Source organism: Streptomyces sp. NPDC039424 (genome assembly GCF_055639495.1).
In genome coordinates this window covers 607,939-624,193 of the sequence record NZ_JBVKAI010000002.1, presented here as the reverse complement: position 1 = coordinate 624,193, position 16,255 = coordinate 607,939, and the positions used below count along the sequence as shown (strand labels likewise).

The 16,255-nt window shown below is 72.4% G+C and carries 15 protein-coding genes; 13 read left to right on the top strand and 2 right to left on the bottom strand.

What is annotated here, in order from left to right; all coding sequences use genetic code 11:
* Nucleotides 1-23 precede the first annotated feature (23 nt).
* The 4 genes from tsaB to ACZ7L0_RS07655 are packed head-to-tail and all read left to right on the top strand — an operon-like array spanning nt 24 to nt 2,551.
* Entirely contained in the window at nt 24-680 is a 657-nt protein-coding gene (gene tsaB / locus ACZ7L0_RS07670; RefSeq protein WP_471241508.1) for a tRNA (adenosine(37)-N6)-threonylcarbamoyltransferase complex dimerization subunit type 1 TsaB, read from the top strand.
* Nucleotides 677-1,219, top strand: coding sequence for a ribosomal protein S18-alanine N-acetyltransferase (gene rimI, locus ACZ7L0_RS07665; protein WP_471241507.1), 543 nt, complete (start codon nt 677-679; stop codon nt 1,217-1,219). Before tsaB ends, rimI begins: the two co-directional genes overlap by 4 nt.
* On the top strand, nt 1,212-2,297 hold the full coding sequence (gene tsaD / locus ACZ7L0_RS07660) for a tRNA (adenosine(37)-N6)-threonylcarbamoyltransferase complex transferase subunit TsaD (protein WP_471241506.1): 1,086 nt from the start codon (nt 1,212-1,214) through the stop codon (nt 2,295-2,297). Before rimI ends, tsaD begins: the two co-directional genes overlap by 8 nt.
* Entirely contained in the window at nt 2,294-2,551 is a 258-nt protein-coding gene (locus tag ACZ7L0_RS07655) for a hypothetical protein (RefSeq protein ID WP_471241505.1), read from the top strand. The genes tsaD and ACZ7L0_RS07655 overlap by 4 nt, the downstream gene beginning before the upstream one ends.
* A 7-nt stretch (nt 2,552-2,558) precedes the next feature.
* Here ACZ7L0_RS07655 and ACZ7L0_RS07650 read toward each other — a convergent pair whose 3' ends face one another.
* Nucleotides 2,559-4,865, bottom strand: a complete 2,307-nt coding sequence (locus tag ACZ7L0_RS07650) for a beta-xylosidase/alpha-l-arabinosidase (protein WP_471241504.1) — start codon at nt 4,863-4,865, stop codon at nt 2,559-2,561.
* Nucleotides 4,866-4,996: 131 nt separating this feature from the next.
* Between ACZ7L0_RS07650 and ACZ7L0_RS07645 the strand changes: the two genes are divergently transcribed.
* The 6 genes from ACZ7L0_RS07645 to ACZ7L0_RS07620 all read left to right on the top strand — a co-directional run bounded on the left by ACZ7L0_RS07645 (nt 4,997) and on the right by ACZ7L0_RS07620 (nt 12,621).
* Nucleotides 4,997-6,028: a LacI family DNA-binding transcriptional regulator gene (locus ACZ7L0_RS07645; RefSeq protein ID WP_471241503.1), complete on the top strand. Its 1,032-nt coding sequence runs from the start codon at nt 4,997-4,999 to the stop codon at nt 6,026-6,028.
* A gap of 98 nt (nt 6,029-6,126) precedes the next feature.
* Entirely contained in the window at nt 6,127-7,485 is a 1,359-nt protein-coding gene (locus ACZ7L0_RS07640) for a glycoside hydrolase family 10 protein (protein ID WP_471241502.1), read from the top strand.
* Between the two features lie 75 nt (nt 7,486-7,560).
* Nucleotides 7,561-8,613 carry an LCP family protein gene (locus ACZ7L0_RS07635; RefSeq protein ID WP_471241501.1) on the top strand — a complete coding sequence of 351 codons (1,053 nt, stop codon included), beginning with the start codon at nt 7,561-7,563 and terminating at the stop codon, nt 8,611-8,613.
* Between the two features lie 128 nt (nt 8,614-8,741).
* A complete protein-coding gene (locus ACZ7L0_RS07630) occupies nt 8,742-9,098 on the top strand; it encodes a YciI family protein (RefSeq protein WP_471241500.1) in 357 nt (118 codons plus the stop codon).
* Between the two features lie 54 nt (nt 9,099-9,152).
* Nucleotides 9,153-10,451: an RNA polymerase sigma factor gene (locus tag ACZ7L0_RS07625; RefSeq protein WP_471241499.1), complete on the top strand. Its 1,299-nt coding sequence runs from the start codon at nt 9,153-9,155 to the stop codon at nt 10,449-10,451.
* Nucleotides 10,452-10,578: 127 nt separating this feature from the next.
* On the top strand, nt 10,579-12,621 hold the full coding sequence (locus ACZ7L0_RS07620) for a cell wall-binding repeat-containing protein (protein WP_471241498.1): 2,043 nt from the start codon (nt 10,579-10,581) through the stop codon (nt 12,619-12,621).
* A 4-nt stretch (nt 12,622-12,625) separates the two neighbouring features.
* Here the strand turns inward: ACZ7L0_RS07620 and ACZ7L0_RS07615 are convergent, their stop codons facing one another.
* Nucleotides 12,626-13,807 (bottom strand): class I SAM-dependent methyltransferase, encoded by a 1,182-nt coding sequence (locus tag ACZ7L0_RS07615; protein ID WP_471241497.1) that lies wholly within the window; start codon nt 13,805-13,807, stop codon nt 12,626-12,628.
* A gap of 90 nt (nt 13,808-13,897) precedes the next feature.
* Between ACZ7L0_RS07615 and ACZ7L0_RS07610 the strand changes: the two genes are divergently transcribed.
* The 3 genes from ACZ7L0_RS07610 (at nt 13,898) to groES (ending at nt 16,250) form a co-directional block, all read left to right on the top strand.
* Nucleotides 13,898-14,830: a polysaccharide deacetylase family protein gene (locus ACZ7L0_RS07610; protein ID WP_471241496.1), complete on the top strand. Its 933-nt coding sequence runs from the start codon at nt 13,898-13,900 to the stop codon at nt 14,828-14,830.
* Nucleotides 14,827-15,669 carry a polysaccharide deacetylase family protein gene (locus tag ACZ7L0_RS07605; RefSeq protein ID WP_471241495.1) on the top strand — a complete coding sequence of 281 codons (843 nt, stop codon included), beginning with the start codon at nt 14,827-14,829 and terminating at the stop codon, nt 15,667-15,669. Before ACZ7L0_RS07610 ends, ACZ7L0_RS07605 begins: the two co-directional genes overlap by 4 nt.
* A 272-nt stretch (nt 15,670-15,941) precedes the next feature.
* Complete coding sequence (gene groES, locus ACZ7L0_RS07600) at nt 15,942-16,250, top strand: co-chaperone GroES (RefSeq protein WP_014178834.1); 309 nt, start codon at nt 15,942-15,944, stop codon at nt 16,248-16,250.
* Nucleotides 16,251-16,255: the final 5 nt, after the last annotated feature.

Sequence of the window (16,255 nt, the reverse complement as noted above, 5' to 3'; positions counted from 1 at the left end):
CGCTGGAGCCGTAGGCTGTTCGCGTGCTCTTGCTCGCTCTGGATACCGCCACCCCCGCCGTCACCGTCGCGCTGCACGACGGCACGGACGTCATCGCCTCCTCGAGCCAGGTGGACGCGCGCCGGCACGGCGAGCTGCTGCTGCCGGCCGTCGACCGCGTGCTCGCCGAGGCCGGGCTGAAGCTCGACGCCGTCACCGGGATCGTCGTCGGCATCGGGCCCGGTCCCTACACCGGCCTGCGTGTCGGCCTGATGACCGCCGACACCTTCGGCCTCGTGCTCGGCGTGCCCGTGCACGGCGTGTGCACGCTCGACGCCCTCGCCTACGCCGCCGACATCGAGAAGGGCCCCTTCGTCGTGGCGACCGACGCCCGCCGCAAGGAGGTCTACTGGGCGACGTACGCCGACTCCCGCACCCGGCTGACCGGCCCCGCCGTCGACCGGCCCGCCGACATCGCCGAGCAGGTGGACGGGCTCCCGGCCGTCGGCGCGGGCGCGCTGCTCTACCCCGGCACCTTCCCGCAGGCGCACGAACCCGAGCACGTCTCCGCCGCCGCCCTCGCCTCGCTGGCCGCCGAGAAGCTGGCCACGGGCGAGGAACTCCCGGCGCCCCGGCCGCTGTATCTGCGCCGGCCCGACGCCCAGGTCCCCAAGAACTACAAGGTGGTCACCCCCAAGTGACCGAACCCGCAACCCCCCGACTGCGCGAGATGCGCTGGTGGGACATCGATCCCGTGCTGGAGCTGGAGAAGGACCTCTTCCCCGAGGACGCCTGGTCGCGGGGCATGTTCTGGTCGGAGCTGGCCCACTCCCGGGGCCCCGAGGCGACGCGGCGGTACGTCGTGGCCGAGGAGGGCGACCGGATCGCCGGCTACGCGGGCCTGGCCGCGCAGGGGGACCTCGCCGACATCCAGACCATCGCGGTCGCCCGCGACCACCAGGGCACCGGGCTCGGTGGCCGGCTGCTGGCCGAGCTGCTGAGCGCGGCCACCGCCTTCGAGTGCGCCGAGGTCATGCTGGAGTGCCGGGTGGACAACGTCCGCGCGCAGAAGCTCTACGAGCGCTTCGGATTCGAAGCCATCGGCTTCCGGCGGGGCTACTACCAGCCCGGCAACGTGGACGCCCTGGTCATGCGCCTGACCACGCAGTCCGACAGCGGCTCCGCCGCGGGTTCCACCTCCGAACAAGGCTCCGAACAAGGAACAGAGAGCAATGGCTGACGAACCCCTGGTCCTGGGGATCGAGACCTCCTGCGACGAGACCGGCGTCGGCATCGTCCGTGGCACCACCCTGCTGGCCGACGCCATCGCCTCCAGCGTGGACGAGCACGCCCGCTTCGGCGGGGTCGTGCCGGAGGTCGCCTCCCGGGCCCACCTGGAGGCGATGGTGCCCACCATCGACCGCGCGCTGAAGGACGCGGGCGTCTCCGCCCGGGACCTGGACGGCGTCGCGGTGACGGCGGGCCCGGGGCTCGCGGGCGCCCTGCTGGTCGGCGTCTCGGCGGCGAAGGCGTACGCCTTCGCCCTCGGCAAGCCGCTGTACGGGGTCAACCACCTCGCCTCCCACATCTGCGTGGACCAGCTGGAGCACGGCCCGCTGCCGGAGCCGACGATGGCGCTGCTGGTCTCCGGCGGCCACTCGTCGCTGCTGCTGTCCGCGGACATCACCTCGGACGTGCGCCCGATGGGCTCGACCATCGACGACGCGGCGGGCGAGGCCTTCGACAAGATCGCCCGCGTGCTGAACCTGGGCTTCCCGGGCGGCCCGGTCATCGACCGGTACGCCAAGGAGGGCGACCCGCAGGCCATCGCCTTCCCGCGCGGCCTGACCGGCCCGCGCGACCCCGCGTACGACTTCTCCTTCTCCGGCCTCAAGACCGCCGTGGCCCGCTGGATCGAGGCCAAGCGCGCGGCGGGCGAGGAGGTCCCGGTGCGGGACGTCGCCGCCTCCTTCCAGGAGGCCGTGGTGGACGTCCTGACCCGCAAGGCCGTACGGGCCTGCAAGGACGAGGGCGTCGACCACCTGATGATCGGCGGCGGCGTGGCCGCCAACTCCCGTCTGCGCGCCCTGGCCCAGGAGCGCTGCGAGGCGGCCGGCATCCGGCTGCGCGTCCCGCGCCCCAAGCTGTGCACGGACAACGGCGCGATGGTCGCCGCCCTGGGCGCCGAGATGGTGGCCCGGGGGCGGGCCGCCTCCAGCTGGGACCTGTCGGCGGACTCCTCCCTGCCGGTGACCGACCCGCATGTCCCCGGTCACGACCATGTGCACGAGGTCGGCGAGGAGAACCTGTACCCGTGACGGTCGCCCTGATGTGGGAGGCCCGGGCGGTGGCGGGGCGCGGCGAGGAGCTGCTCGCCTGGGCACGGGCGCAGGAGCTGCCGCGTCGGCCCCTGCGCCGGGAGGCCCTCCGCGCCCCGCAGGACCGCGTCCTCGTCATCACGTGGTGGGACGCCGAGTACGACGCCGAGCTGCCGGAACTGCCTGAACCGGACGCGGACTTGGTCAGCCGGCCGGTGCATCGGTGGCGGTTCGAGTCGGTGGGGGAGGACTGACGGAGGCTCACCCCGCCCCCGACACCTCCGTCTCGCACCGCAGCCGCCGGTCCGCGCCCACGGGCCGTACCGGCCCCGTCAGTGTCAGCCGCGCGGTGTGCCGGGCCTCGGCGCTGGATGTGGCCAGCCGTAGTTCCAGCATGCCCGGCTCGACCACCCGTGCGCCCGAACGGCCGGTGAAAGCCGACAGGTCGGCGTGGAAGCGGAAGGTGACGCGGCGGGCCTCACCGGGGGCCAGCTCCAGGCGCCGGTAGCCGATCAGCCGGACGTCCGGGCGGGTCACGCTCGCCACCGGGTCGTGCAGGTACAGCTGTACGACCTCCGCGCCCTCCCGGTCGCCGGTGTTGCGGACGGTCACCGAGAGGTCGTACGAGCCGTCCGTCGGGATCTCCGCCTCCGGTCCTTCGAAGTCCTCCCAGGCGAACGTCGTGTACGAGCGCCCGTGCCCGAAGGGGTACAACGGCGTCGGGTCGAGGTTGCTGACATCGCCCGCCAGACCCAGCGGCGGCTGGAGGTACGTCCACGGCTGGCCGCCGGGGACCCTCGGGACGCTCACCGGGAGGCGGCCGGACGGGTTCACCCGGCCCGACAGCACGCCCGCCACCGCCGGACCGCCCTCCTCGCCCGGGAAGAAGGTCTGCACCACCGCCCCGAGCCGGCCGTGCCAGCGCCCCAGCGCGTACGGGCGGCCGGTGAGCAGCACCAGGATTACCGGGACACCCGTACTCAGCAGGGTGTCGAGCAACTCGCCCTGGACACCGGGCAGTTCGAGGTCCGTCACGTCGCAGCCCTCGCCCGAGGTGCCCCGGCCGAACAGCCCGGCCCGGTCGCCGAGCACCGCGACGCAGACGTCCGCCTCCGCCGCCCTGGCCACCGCCTCCTCGAAGCCGGACGAGTCGGGGTCGGACACCCCGCAGCCCTCGGCGAAGGTCACCTTCGCGTCCGGCAGTTCGGCGCGCAGGGCCTCCAGCACGGCCGGGATCTCCACCCCGAGCGGCACCTCGGGGTGGTGGGTGAGGACATGGGACGGGAAGGAGTAGCAGCCGAGCATCGCCAGCGCGTCGGCCGCGCGCGGGCCGACCACCGCGATCCGGGTGTCGGGGGCCAGCGGCAGCAGCCCCTCGGGGTTGTCCAGCAGCACCACCGACTCCTGGGCCAGACGGCGGGCCAGCGCCCGGTTCGCGGCCGAGTCCAGGTCGATCGGGCCGGACGGCTCCGGCTGCCAGTCCGCGTCGAGCAGACCCAGTTCGCACTTCTGGAGGAGGACGCGGCGGGCGGCCCGGTCCACCAGCGACTCCGGGATGCTGCCCTCCCGTACCGCCGCCACCAGCGGTTTCCCGTAGCACTTCAGGGTCGGCAGTTCGACGTCGATGCCCGCCTCCAGGGCCAGGTGCGCCGCCCGGGCCTCGGACTCCGCGACCCGGTGCAGGGTCTGCAGGAAGCCGATGCCGAAGTAGTCGGCGACCACCGTCCCCGTGAACCCCCACTCCTCGCGCAGGAGTTCGGTCAGCAGCCCCGGGTCCGCCGACGCGGGGACGCCGTCCATCTCGGTGTACGCCGCCATCACCGAGCGTGCCCCGCCCTCGCGCAGCGCCATCTCGAAGGGCGGGAGGGTGACGTCCGCGAGCTCCCGGACGCCCGCCCGGACGGGGGCCTGGTTCCGCGCGCCCGCCGAGGACGCGTACCCGGCGAAGTGCTTGAGCGTGGCGATGACCCCGGCCGACTCCAGGCCCCGTACGTACGCCGTGCCGATCGTGCCGACCAGGTAGGGGTCCTCGCCGATCGTCTCCTCCACCCGGCCCCAGCGCGGATCCCGTACGACGTCCAGCACGGGGGCGAGGCCCTGGTGGACGCCGGCCGAGCGCAGGTCGCGGCCGATGCGCCGGCCCAGCTCCTCGACCAGCGCCGGGTCGAAGGTGGCGCCCCAGGCCAGCGGGACCGGGTACGCCGTCGCACCCCAGGCGGTGAAGCCCGCCAGGCACTCCTCGTGGGCGACCGCCGGGATGCCGAAGCGGCCCGCCCCGGCGATCCGGCGCTGGGCGCGGGCCAGGGCCTGCGCGCCGAGCGCCGGGTCCACGGGGGCGGTGCCGAAGGAGCGGGTCAGCTGGCCGAGGCCGAGCGTGATCAGCTCGTCCCAGTCGTAGTCGGCGGTCATCTCGCGCTGGAGCGGGGCGACGCCCTCGCCGTCCGTGGCGGCGCCCACCCACACCCCGTAGAGCTGGGCGGCCTTTTCCTCCAGGGTCATCCTCGCGAGCAGGTCGTCGACGCGGGCGGCGGCGGGCAGGGCGGAGTCGCGCCAAGGAGCGGTTGTCATATAACTCCCGTCTCTGCTCACGGAGCTTCACGGTGTTCACGAATGTTTCGAAGATAATGCCGAATGTTCCGGGAACCTATGGCGGGCGAAGGTCTTCGTCAAGGGGGCGCGCAGGGATTACGATCGCCGGCATGAAGCCTCCGAAGCCCGCAGGAACGCAGACCGCCACCCTCGCCGAAATCGCTCGTCAGGCCGGCGTCTCCGCTCCGACTGTTTCGAAGGTGCTCAACGGCCGCGCCGACGTCGCCCCCGCCACCCGCACCCGTGTCGAGGAACTCCTGCGCGCCTACGGCTACCGCCGCCGCCGCGCCGAGGCCTCCCGTTCCCCCCTGATCGACCTGGTCTTCCACGAGCTGGAGAGCGCCTGGGCGATGGAGGTCATCCGGGGCGTGGAGAACGTGGCCCGGGACGCGGGCCTGAGCGTGGTGCTGAGCGAGAGCGCGGGACGGCTCACCCCCGGCCGGACCTGGGCCGACCAGGTCGCCGCCCGCCGCCCGCACGGCGTGATCCTGGTGCTCTCCGGGCTGGACGAGTCCCAGCGCGCGCTGCTGACCAGCAGATCCATCCCGTTCGTGGTGATGGACCCGGCCGGCGACCCGGGCGCCGACGTGCCCTCGATCGGCGCCACCAACTGGCAGGGCGGCCTCGCCGCCACCCGCCACCTCGTCGAGCTGGGCCACACCCGCATCGGCGCGATCAGCGGCCCCTCCCGGATGATGTGCAGCCGCGCCCGCGTCGACGGCTACCGGGCCGCCCTGGAGACCGCGGGAGTGCCGGTCGACCAGCAGCTGATCAAGGCCGGGGACTTCCACCACGAGGCCGGCTACCGGCTGGGCCTGGAGCTGCTGCGCCGCCCCGACCGGCCCACCGCCGTCTTCGCGGGCAACGACCTCCAGGCGCTCGGACTGTACGAGGCCGCCCGTGAGCTGGGGCTGCGCATCCCGGAGGACCTCAGCGTGGTCGGCTTCGACGATCTGCCGGTGGCCCGCTGGGTGGGGCCGCCGCTGACGACCGTACGGCAGCCGCTGACCGAGATGGCCGAGGCCGCGGCCAAGCTGGTGCTGGACCTGGGGCGCGAGGACGCCGGTACGGCGGCGACCCGGGTGGAGCTGGCGACCAGCCTGGTGGTGCGCAGCAGTACGGCGGCACCTTCGGCGGTTTAGTGGGGTGGTGGCGGTCCTGTATTGACGGGGATTCCGTGGGCCCCCACACTGCTCCGAAGCCAATCGGTTGTTCAACCGAAACTTTCGGAGGCACCCGCATGCGATCTCTGAGAAAAGGCTTGTCCCTCGCGTCGTTCCTGACGGGCGTCGCGACGCTCGGCGCCCTGCTGGCCGCGGCACCCGCCGCGCACGCCGCTGACACCCCGTTGCGGGACCTCGCGGCGGCCAAGGGCAAGGTCATCGGTACCGCGGTCACCGGCTCCAAGCTCACCGGCACGTACGGCGACATCGCGGGGTCGCAGTTCAACTCGCTCACCCCGGGCAACGCCATGAAGTGGGGCTCGGTCGAGCCCACCCAGGGCGGCTTCAACTGGACCGAGGCCGACCAGATCGTGGCTTTCGCGCAGGCCCACAACCAGCAGGTGCGGGGCCACACGCTGGTCTGGCACAGCCAGAACCCGAGCTGGCTGACGAACGGCAGCTGGACGTCCGCCCAGCTCAGCAGCCTGCTGCAGAACCACATCAGCACCGAGGTGGGCCGGTACAAGGGCAAGATCGCGGCCTGGGACGTGGTCAACGAGCCCTTCAACGAGGACGGCAGCTACCGCTCCACCCTCTGGTACAACGGCCTCGGCTCCGGCTATATCGCCAATGCCCTGACCTGGGCGCGCGCGGCCGACCCGAACGCCAAGCTGTACATCAACGACTACAACGTCGAGGGCGTCAACGCGAAGTCCACCGCCCTGTACAACCTGGTCAAGTCCCTGAAGCAGCAGGGTGTCCCGATCGACGGCGTCGGTCTCCAGGCCCACCTGATCCTCGGCCAGGTCCCGTCCACCCTCCAGCAGAACATCCAGCGCTTCGCCGACCTGGGCGTGGACGTGGCGATCACCGAACTGGACGTACGGATGGCGCTGCCCGCCGACAGCGCGAAACTCGCCCAGCAGGCCGCCGACTTCAAGTCGGTCGTCGCCGCCTGCGCGGCGGTCACCCGCTGCGTCAACGTCACCGTCTGGGGCTTCGCCGACTCCGACTCCTGGGTGCCGAGCACCTTCCCGGGCTACGGGGCGGCGACGCCGTACGACGAGAACTACGGCCCCAAGCCCGCCTACTACTCCATCGCCGAGGCGCTCGGCGGCGGTACGGGCACCCCGCCGCCGACGGGCGCCTGCACGGCGACGTACAGCGTCACCAGCCAGTGGAGCACCGGCTTCACCGGGCAGGTGAAGATCGTCTGCTCCGGCGCCTCGCTGTCCTCCTGGAAGGCGAGCTGGACCTACGGCGCGGGCCAGCGGATCACACAGGCCTGGAACGCCGGCTGCACCCAGTCGGGCGCGGCGGTGACATGCGCGAACGCCTCGTACAACGGGTCGGTTCCGGACGGCGGCTCGGTGACCTTCGGGTTCAACGCGTCCTGGAGCGGGAGCAACCCGGTGCCCACGGTGACGCTGGGATGAGAATCTCCCAAGAAAAACGGCTCTCACGGCTTCCGCTAACAGTCTCCTAATAATTCGCACTTACGTTTCCTGCCCGTGACGGGACATGACGAGAACGGCGACGAGGGCAGACGCGTCGGCCGACGGTCGACAGTGATGAAGGCCGCCGGCCTCAGCCTCGCGGGCGCGCTGGTACTGGGTGGCGCGGCGGCGGGCTGGGCGTACCGGCACCTGAACAACAACATCCGAAGCGTCGACATCAACAGCGCGCTCGGCGACGACCGCCCGGCCAAGGCGGTCACCACCCCGTCCGCCGCCTCGGCGTCCGCGTCCCCGCTGCCGACCGAGGCCCTGAACATCCTCGTCCTCGGCTCCGACTCGCGCAGCGGCAAGGCGAACAAGGAGCTCGGCGGCGGCGACAGCTCCGGCGCCCGTTCCGACACGGCGATGGTCGTGCACATCGACGCGGGCCGCACCGAGGCCACCGTCGTCAGCATCCCGCGCGACACGCTGGTCACGCGCCCGTCCTGCCCGCTGTCCTCGGGCGGCTCGACGGCGGTGGCGTACAACGCCATGTTCAACAGCGCGTACTCGGTGGGCGGGCCGGTGTGCGCGGTGAAGACGGTCGAGTCGGTCACCGGCGTCCGCATGGACCACTACATCGAGATCGACTTCTCCGGCTTCGCGAAGCTGGTGAACGCCCTCGGCGGGGTCACCGTCACCACCGACGAGGACATCGACGACGACAAGAGCCACCTCCACCTCGAGGCCGGCACCCACCACCTGAACGGCACGCGAGCCCTGGCCCTGGCCCGCACCCGGCACGGCATAGGCGACGGCAGCGACCTCGGCCGCATAGGCCTCCAGCAGAAACTGGTGAAGGCCCTGCTGGAGCAGGTCGCCTCCACGGACCTCCTGACCGACCCCACCAAGCTCTACCAGGTCGCCGACGCCGTCACCGGCAGCCTGACCACCGACACCGGCCTCGACTCCCTCGGCGAGCTGATGCGCCTGGGCCAGAGCCTGAAGAGCCTGTCCTCCGACCGTGTGCAGACGGTGACCATGCCGGTGGTGACGGCCCCGTCCGACCCCAACCGGGTCGTCGCCGAGGAACCGGCGGCGAGCACGCTGTGGAAGTCGCTGCGCTGACGGCAACTTTCGCGCCCCCGGAAAAAACTTCGGGGAATTCCGGGGAGCGTGTCGATGCGGGTGTCTCCCGTTCGACGCATGGGTGAGAAGGCGGGGAGAGCCCCCGCCGTCCGGCCGAAGGAGTCACCATGCCCCGCTACCTGTCGCTCGTACGGATCGACGAGGCCACCGCCCCCGCCGAGGGCCCCAGCCCGGAGCTGATGCAGCGGATGGGCGAGCTGATCGAGGAGATCACCAAGGCCGGCGTGATGCTCGACACCGCCGGGCTGCTGCCCTCCGCGCAGGGCACCACGGTCCGCTGGGAGGGCGGGAAGATCTCCGTCACGGACGGGCCGTTCACCGAGTCCAAGGAGGTCGTCGGCGGCTACGCGCTCATGCAGTGCAAGGACATGGCCGAGGCCGTGGAGTGGACCAAGCGGTTCCTGAAGACCCACGAGGAGCACTGGACGGTGGCCTGCGAGGTGCGGGAGATCGCGGAGAGCTGAGCCTTCCCCGCCTCCGTTTGGCGGGCGCCGGACAGGGGTGTTGCATGGTGGGTTGTGGAACAGCAGCCCACCGCGGCATCCTCCGGCGCCGCCGCACAGGCCATCGAGACCGTCTTCCGCCTGGAGTTCCCCCGCGTCATCGCCGGTGTCGCCCGGATCGTCCGGGACGTCGGCATCGCCGAGGAACTGGCCCAGGACGCGCTGGTCGCGGCCTTGGAACGGTGGCCCCGGGACGGTGTGCCGGACAACCCGGGCGCCTGGCTCACGGCCACCGCCCGGCACCGCGCCGTCGACCTGGTCCGCCGCCGGGAGCGGTACGCCCGCAAGCTCGCGGAGATCGGCCGCGACCTGGAGACCACGGCCCCGCCGCCGGAACCGGCCGACCCCGACGACATCGACGACGACCTGCTCCGCCTGGTCTTCACCGCCTGTCACCCGGTGCTGTCCCCCGAGGCCCGCACCGCGCTCACACTGCGTCTGCTGGGCGGCCTGACCACGGCGGAGATCGCCCGCGCGTTCCTCGTGCCGGAGCCGACGATCGCCCAGCGGATCGTCCGCGCCAAGCGGACCCTGGCGAAGCGGAACGTCGCCTTCGAGGTCCCGTACGGCCCCGACCGCGAGGCCCGCCTCGGCTCCGTCCTCGACGTCATCTACCTGGTCTACAACGAGGGTTACGCGGCCACGGCCGGGGACGACTGGCTGCGCCCCGCCCTGTGCGAGGACGCCCTGCGGCTGGCCCGCGTGCTGTCCGCGCTGATGCCCAAGGAACCCGAGGTGCACGCGCTGACCGCCCTCCTGGAGTTCCAGACCTCCCGGGCCGCCGCCCGCACCGGCCCCGACGGCGCGCCCGTCCGCCTCAAGGACCAGAACCGCCGCCGCTGGAACCGCATGCTCATCGCCCGCGGCATCACGGCCCTCGGCCGCGCCGAGGCCACCTCGACCGGCGCCCCCGGCCCGTACGCCCTCCAGGCCGCGATCGCCGCCTGCCACGCCCACGCGTACGCCTACGAGGAGACCGACTGGGCGGCCATCGCGACCCTCTACGGCCTGCTCGCCGTCCGCGCCCCGTCCCCGGTCGTCGAACTCAACCGCGCGGTCGCCGTCTCCATGGCCGAGGGCCCGGGGCCCGCCCTCGCGATCGTCGACGCCCTCGCGGCCGAGCCCGCCCTGCGCGACTACCACCTGCTGCCCAGCGTCCGCGGCGACCTGCTGGCCCGCCTCGGGCGCGGGGCGGAGGCGCGCGCGGAGTTCGTACGGGCCGCCGCGCTCACCCGCAACGCGCGGGAGCGGCAGCTGCTGGCCACCCGGGTGCGCGAGCTCGACCCTCCCTGCCGCCCTCCATTCCCTTCCTGACCAGGGAGGGCTTACAGTTGCGCCGCTGCTGTGCATGGGCGGGGCATCTTGTCTCCGCCCCGGCGCCCCCTGGCGTGCGCACGGCCCGGCGGCACATCCTTTTTTTCCACCCGTGGGGGGTACTTCCTTGCCATCTGCCAGATCTGCCGCGCGTCGCAGACTCGTCGCGCTCACCGCCGCCACCGCCCTCGCCGCCGGCACCGCGACCGCGCTGGCCCCGACGGCGTCGGCCGACGTCAGCGGCTGGCCGGCCACGGACGGCGGTATCGCCGTCATCAACGACGGCATCACCCTGGTCGACTCCACCGGGGCGGGCGGCAAGTACGTCTACGGCGGCTCCGACGCGGAGACCCCCGCGTGGTCGCCCGACGGCAGCCGGGTGGCCTTCGAGGAGGCCGGGCTCCTGCGCACCGTGAGCGTCACGGGCGGCAGCCCGACCACGGTCTACGACGGTGTCTACAACGGCCGCTCGCCGTCGCACCCGACGTACTGGAACACCGGTGCCGGGATCGTCTTCTCCGCGGTCAAGAAGCTCTACTCCGTCCCCTCCGACGGCGGTACGGCCACCGCCGTGTTCTCCACCGGGGGCGGCTGCGACACCCTGCCGAGCGCCGCCGCGGTCGGCCGGCTCGTGGCCTTCCAGCGCAACGGCGGGTCGTGCAGCGTCAAGACGCCGTCCGTCGTCCTCTACGACGCCGCCACGGGCACGCAGAAGACGCTGACCGCCGACGGCGGCGCCCCCGCGCTCTCGCCGGACGGCACCAAGGTCGCCTTCGTCCGCACCGTCGACGGCCACGCCCAGCTGTTCTCCGTCAACACCGACGGCACCGGAGAGCGCCGCCTCACCGACAGCACCGGCGACTACGCGTCCCCCTCGTGGGCGCCCGCGAGCGACCGGCTGGTCGTCCACTACACCGGGCACTACACCGGGCCCGTGGGCGACGACCACTGCTGCATGGACGCCCTGGAGGTGCTGACGGTCACCGCGGACTCCGTGACCGCGGGCAGCCCGTTCCCGTACGGCGGCCGTTCGCCCGCCTGGCAGCCGCTGCGCAAGAACGCCGTCGGCCGGGTCTGGGGCGCCGACGTCTACGGCACCAACATCGCCGCGTCCCGCTGGACCTGGAACACCGTCGGCCAGAGCGAGCCGGGCCTGATGAACGCCTCGTCCGCGGTGCTGGTCTCCAAGGACAGCGAGGCGTACGCGCTGACGTCCCCCGCCCTCGCGGGCAAGAAGCACGGCCCGGTCCTGATGACCTCGGGCAGCTCGCTGTCGGCCGCCGTGCAGACCGAGCTCAGGCGGGTCCTCAAGCCCGGCGCGAGCGTCTATCTCATCGGCGGTACGTCGATCCTGAGCAGCGCCGTCGCCTCGAAGGTCTCCTCGCTCGGCTTCACCCCGAAGCGGCTGGCCGGCACCTCCCGCTACTCGACCTCGGTCGCCGTCGCCAAGTCGATCACCAGCGCGCCGGACTACGTCTTCCTCGCCACCGGCAACGACTACCACTCGGCGCTCGCCGCCGCGTCGGCCGCGGGCGCGGACGGGACCAGCGGCAAGGCGGTCGTCGTGCTCAACGACGGCAACACGCTGACCTCGTCGGTGAAGTCGTACCTCAACGGCCTCGACCCGCGCGACACGTACATGATCCCGGTCGGCGGCTCGGCGAAGTACGCGCTGACGCACACGTCGTTCTCCCACTGGCCGTCGAAGTACACCTACTACCCGATCACGGCGAGCACCAACGAGGGCACCGCCGCGGCCCTCGCACGCTTCTGGTGGGGCGGTCCGAGCAATGCCGCCCTGGCCGACGTGGACAGCTGGCGCGGCGGCACCTCGGCCGCCGCGGCGATGAACGTCTTCGCCCCGCTGCTGTGGACCGACAGCGACACCCTCTCCTCCGACACCAAGTCGTACCTGGTCAAGGAGGCCGCGAACGTCAACGGTCTGGCCGTCTTCGGCGGCACCGGCTCGGTGTCGGCCACGGCGCTGGACTCGGCGGGCACGGCGATCAGCGCGAGCAGCGGCCAGTGGACGTACACGCCGTACTACAACGGCCTGGCGCCCGCCGCGAGTTCGTACGCGACGCGGCCCGCGTCCGGTGCCGCGGCCCCGAAGGGCCCGGCGGCCACGGAGCCGGACCTGTCCGCGCTGCGGGCCACGGCCACGCAGTAGGCGCTCAGCCGTTCGCGGGTGCCCCGAGCAGCATCGTCGGGGCACCCGCGACGCGTGTGAGGAACACGGTCGCCGAGTTGGGCCCCTGCGGCTTGACCTTGCGCCGCAACTCCTCCGGCTCCACCGCCGACCCCCGCTTCTTCACGGTCAGGATCCCGACCTCCCGCTCCCGCAGCAGCGCCTTCAACCTCTTCACGTTGAAGGGGAGTCGGTCGGTGATCTCGTACGCGGTCGCGTACGGCGTCGGCCGCAGCCCGTCCGCCGTGATGTACGCGATGGTCTCGTCGACGAGCCCGCCGTCGAGCGACTCGGCGACCTCGGCGACCAGATGCGCCCGGATGACGGCGCCGTCGGGTTCGTACAAGTACCGTCCGACGGCGCGTACTCCGGGATCGGGGAGCCCTCGGCCCTGAAGAGACCGCGGCCCCGGCAGCAGCGTGGCCCGTACGGCGCCCGGCCGGGCCCCGGTCCCGAACCACAGCACGGCCTCTTTCACATCGCCGGCGTCGGAGATCCACTCGGCCTCGGCCTCGTCCGGGATCGCCTCGTGGGGAATACCGGGCGCGATCTTCAACGCGGCGCACCGGGCCCCGGTCGCCGCTCCCACCGCCCACGACAACGGCGGCGAGTACGCCTCCGGATCGAAGATCCGGCCCCGCCCGCCTCGCCTGGCGGGGTCCACGAACACGGCGTCGTACGAGGAGGTGTCCACCTCCGTCACGTCCGCCTCCCGCACCTCGATCAGCTCGCCCAGCCCCAGCTCCTCCGCGTTGGCCCGCGCCACCGCCGCCGTCAGCGGGTCGCGGTCGACGGCGAGGACGCGGATCCCGGCGCGGGCGAGGGCGATCGCGTCGCCGCCGATCCCGCAGCACAGATCGGCCACGGACGTCACCCCCAGGTCCTTCAGCCGCCCCGCCCGGTACGTGGCCACGCTGGTCCGCGTCGACTGCTCGACCCCGTGGGGTGTGAAGAACATCCGTTCCGCGTCCTCGGCCCCGAACTTCGCCGCCGCCCGCTGCCGCAGCCGGGCCTGGCCGAGGGCGGCCGAGACCAGGTCGGCGGGGTGGTCGCGGCGCAGCCGGGTGGCGACGGCGAGTTCGTCGGCCGGGGCGGTGCCGCGAACCGCGTCGAGCAGGGCGCGGCCCTCGGGGGTGAGCAGGGAGTGGAAGGGGAGCTGGTCGTTCACCGGCTCATTGTGGGCCAGTCGGTGGATGGTTCGCCTCCGGTGGCGGTGTCGGGCCCGGTCGGGTCCGGGGCTCTGCGAGGATCCGGCACCATGCGAGTAGTAGTACAAAATGACAAAAATGGTGCGCGCTGGAGAAGAGCGGCCGTCCGGGGCGGCCTCGCCTCACTCGCCGTGACCGCCCTCGTCTCCGGCTGTACGGTGCCGGGCCCGGAGCCGGGCGCCCGGCCCGCCCCGGGCCAGCAGCACCAGCGGACCCCAGCCGAGGCCCTGGACAACTACGCCTCCCGGCTGGGCGCCTCCCGCGCCGCCCTGGTCGCCGCCGCCCGGCGCTGGGGCCTGGAGAGCGTGCCGCTCACACCCCCGGCGCCGCCCGCCCACAAGCCGAGGATCACCCCCCGCGACGGGTTCGAGGTCGACGGGCAGGAGGAACTGCGTCTGCCCCCGGTCTTCACCACGATCCCGACCAAACAGAAGGTCGTCTTCCTCACCATCGACGACGGCGCCGAGAAGGACCCGGCCTTCCTGCGCATGATGAGCGACCTGAAGATCCCGTACACCGCCTTCCTCAGCAACTACCTGGTGAAGGACGACTACGGCTACTTCCGAAGGATGCAGGCCAAGGGCGTCACCCTCAACAACCACACCCTGACCCACCCCTACCTGCCGGGTCTGTCCTACGAGGAGCAGAAGGACGAGATCTGCGGCATGCAGCGGGTCATGCGCGAGCAGTTCGGCAAGCGCCCGTCCGTCTTCCGCCCGCCCTACGGCAACTACAACGGGGACACCCTGCGGGCCGCGAAGTCCTGCGGCATCGCATACGCGCCGATCTGGAACGAGGAGGTCTTCGTCGACCACTGGGAGTACCGGGAGGACGACCAGAGGCTGCGCCCCGGCGACATCGTGCTCTCCCACTTCCGGGGACGGGACGACTGGCAGGGCACGATGCCCGACATGGTCCGCCGGTTCCTGAACAAGATCACCCGCGAGGGATACGCGGTGGCCCGCCTGGAGGACTACCTGTGAGGCGGCGGGGGCGGCCACGCCGGGCCCTGACCGCCGCCGCACTCACCGGGACCGCGCTCCTCCTCACCGGCTGCGCCCAGTCCGTCGACCCCATCGAACGCCTGGGCGAGAAGGCGGCCCAGCGGGTACGGCACCAGGCGCCCGCCCGTGACATGGCCTACCGCCACTGGGGCCTGCGGGCCCCGCTCGCCCCGGCCCCGAAACCCCCGGCCCGCCTCCCGGCCCGCCGCCGGGCACCCCGTGCGGAGGGGCCGCCCCTGCCCCCCGTCGTGGACCGCGTGGCCACCCGCGACAAGGTCGTCTTCCTCACCTACGACGACGGCGCCGAGAAGGACCCCCGCTTCGTCGACATGGTCCGCGAACTGCGCCTCCCGGTCAGCATGTTCCTCACCGACAGCGTCGCCGGCCCCGGCTACGGCCACTTCGCCCGCCTCCGGTCCGCCGGCGCCGGCGTCCACAACCACACCCTCGACCACCCCGCCATGGCCGGACTGCCCTACGCCGGCCAACGCGCCGAGATCTGCGGCCAGCAGGAGAGGCTCAGGTCCCGCTTCGGCGTGCGCCCCCGCCTCTTCCGCCCGCCCTACGGCACGTACGACACCACCACGCTGCGCGCCGCCGCCGACTGCGGGGTCTCGGCGGTCGTCCTGTGGCGGGTGTCCATGACGGCCGACGACCTCACCTACACCGAGGGCGACCACCACCTCCGCCCCGGCGACATCATCCAGGTGGGCGCCGACGAGTCCACCGGCCCCACCCTGAAGGAACGCACGGCCCGCCTCCTGCGCAGGGTTCAGGCCCAGGGGCTGACGGTGGGCCGTCTGGAGGACTACCTCTGAGGGCACTTCGCAAGCGCCGGTCCGCATCGGCCGGCACCCCGCGCACGTCGCACACACGCACGACAAAACCACCATTACCGCGGACGCGCCGCACGGCAATTGGCACTCCGCTTGACCGAGTGCTAATCGCGGTCATAGTCTCGGGTCTGGCACTCCCCCCTGGAGAGTGCCAACAAAGCGACGGGCAGGTCCGGCACCCGCGACGACGGATCGACCTGGTCGCCACCTCAGACAGTTAACCCCGTGAGATCTCCGAAGGGGGAGGTCGGATCGTGACGACCGCCAGCTCCAAGGTTGCCATCAAGCCGCTCGAGGACCGCATCGTGGTCCAGCCGCTGGACGCCGAGCAGACCACGGCCTCTGGCCTGGTCATCCCGGACACCGCCAAGGAGAAGCCCCAGGAGGGCGTCGTCCTGGCCGTGGGCCCGGGCCGCTTCGAGGACGGTAACCGTCTTCCGCTCGACGTCTCCGTCGGCGACGTCGTGCTGTACAGCAAGTACGGCGGCACCGAGGTGAAGTACAACGGCGAGGAGTACCTCGTCCTCTCGGCTCGCGACGTGCTCGCGATCATCGAGAAGTAGTTCAC